This window comes from Psychrobacter sp., assembly GCF_035469765.1.
Lineage (GTDB): Bacteria > Pseudomonadota > Gammaproteobacteria > Pseudomonadales > Moraxellaceae > Psychrobacter.
Genome location: NZ_DATIRM010000283.1, coordinates 1 through 2,404, shown reverse-complemented (window position 1 = coordinate 2,404; position 2,404 = coordinate 1). Strand labels below are relative to the sequence as shown.

General features: G+C 45.7%; 1 protein-coding gene. It reads right to left on the bottom strand.

Annotated elements, in window-relative coordinates; translation table 11 throughout:
* Positions 1–79 precede the first annotated feature (79 nt).
* Entirely contained in the window at positions 80–2,215 is a 2,136-nt protein-coding gene (locus tag VLN09_RS08035) for an NADPH-dependent 2,4-dienoyl-CoA reductase (protein ID WP_325245371.1), read from the bottom strand.
* Positions 2,216–2,404 lie beyond the last annotated feature (189 nt).

Below are 2,404 nucleotides of genomic sequence, written 5' to 3'. Positions count from 1 at the left end.
AATTTACTAAACCAAAAAAAACGGCAGAAAATGTCTCTCTGCCGTTTTTTGATTTAAAGTTTATGCTTTAGATGACTGCTTAAATACTTGCCGCAACCTCAGCCCCATCGCGAATGGCGCGCTTGGCATCCAGCTCAGCTGCCAGTTTGGCACCACCGATAAGATGGTATTGTGCATCTGGCGCATCGCCAACATTTGGCATCAGCTCGACGACAGATTCTTGACCAGCACAGACCACGACGCTATCGACACGTAGCAGCTGGCTTTGACCTTGATTATTGATGATCCAGATACCTTCATTGGTGATTTTATCGTACTGGGCACCTGACACTTGGATGACGCCGTGTGATTTGACATGAGCACGATGTACCCAACCAGAGGTTTTATTCAGACCACTGCCCAAGCGACCTTTAGTACGCTGTATCAAATACACTTGGCGAACAGGGGTAATGTCGCCAGTCTTGATGAGACCACCCTCTGTTTGATAATCGGTAGCAGAGGTGACGCCCCATTCTTCACGCCACTCTTGAATAGACTGAGCTTGTGGACGATAGCTTGGGTCTTTTAGCAATTCAGGACCTAGCTCATCTAATGGCTGACCGTGATTGGCTGTCAAATACTCACTAACATCAAAACCGATGCCACCCGCACCAATGACGGCAACGGTATCGCCGACAGATTTTTCACCAGAGAGTAATTCTGCATAGCTCATCACTTGTGGCAAATCTGCGCCTTCTAACTTGCCTGCTAGGCTTCTAGGTACAACACCTGTAGCGACAATAACGTGATGGAATTTGGCTTTTTCTAACATAGCTTTATCGACTTTGGTATTGAGTTTAATTTCAACACCTAAATGCTTAAGCTCATTGATATAGTAGCGAATAGTCTCAAAGAATTCTTCTTTACCAGGGATGACTTTGGCATAGTTAAATTGTCCGCCCAAGATATCTTTTGCTTCAAATAATGTTACATCGTGACCACGTAGCGCTGCGACATGAGCCGCCGACATACCAGCCACACCGCCACCGATGACGGCGACTTTTTTAGGTTTCTTGGTTTTTTTATAAACCAATTCAGTCTCATAGCAAGCTTGCGGGTTGACCAAACACGTTGAGCGTTTATTCTCAAAAGTATGATCGAGACAAGCTTGGTTACAAGCGATACAGGTATTGATACGATCGGCTTGACCGTTTTTAGCTTTACTCACCCAATAGGCATCAGCTAAGAACGGACGCGCCATTTGAATCATATCTGCCTGACCACTGGCGACGATTTCTTCTGCGGTTTCTGGCATATTGATACGGTTCGCTGCCATCATTGGGATGCTGATGTGTTTTTTAATCTCAGCAGTGAAATCAACAAAGGCAGCACGCGGTACGCTGGTGACAATCGTTGGAACGCGCGCTTCATGCCAGCCGATACCAGTATTCATAATAGTGACACCGGCTTCCTCTAGCGCTTTTGCAACGGTGATGACTTCGTCCATGACGTTGCCGTCTTTGACCAAGTCAATGACTGACAAACGGAATAGAATAATAAAGTCTTCGCCCGTTGCTTCGCGTACGGCTTTGACCACGTTGACCGCAAACTTCATACGATTTTGAATATCACCGCCATATTCATCAGTACGTTTATTCACATGACGCGATAAAAACTGATTGAGTAAATAGCCTTCAGAGCCCATGATTTCGACACCGTCATAACCGGCTTGCTTAGCCAGTTTTGCCGAACGAGCATAGTCTTTTACCGTTTGCTCGATGTTTTTGATGCTCATTTTACGCGGCTTAAAAGGCGAGATTGGTGATTTAATCGGGCTCGCTGATACCGCAAAAGGATGATAGCCATAACGACCACTGTGCAAGATTTGCATGATGATTTTGCTGTCATATTTATGCGCAGCACGAGTGACACGTTGGTGGTTGAGCACATCAGCGCGGGTGTTCATCGTACCGCCAGCAGGTAGCAACCAACCTTCACGATTGGGCGAGATGCCACCTGTAATCATCATCGCCACGCCGCCTTTGGCACGTTCTGCAAAATACGCCGCCAGTTTGCCGTAGTTATAAAAACGGTCTTCAAGACCTGTATGCATCGAACCCATGACCAGACGATTTTTAAGCGTCGTAAAGCCCAAATCTAACGGCTCAAATAAATGCGGGTAGTGTTCGTTGGTGCTGGCAGTGTCAATAGTATTGGCAGTACGGCTGGCGGACATATCATTTTCCTTATGAATGGTTTACTGGGATTGCTGCGTTAGTATAGTTATGCTGCGGGATTTAATGTTATGTTATGGTATCGTACCATAACGCTATTATCATCAGCTATGCAGACAAGCGACTGATGAGTGAACACTAAATTCCTAACAGTGAAGAAGCGCCTTTTTTAGAAAGCTGATTTTTTTACT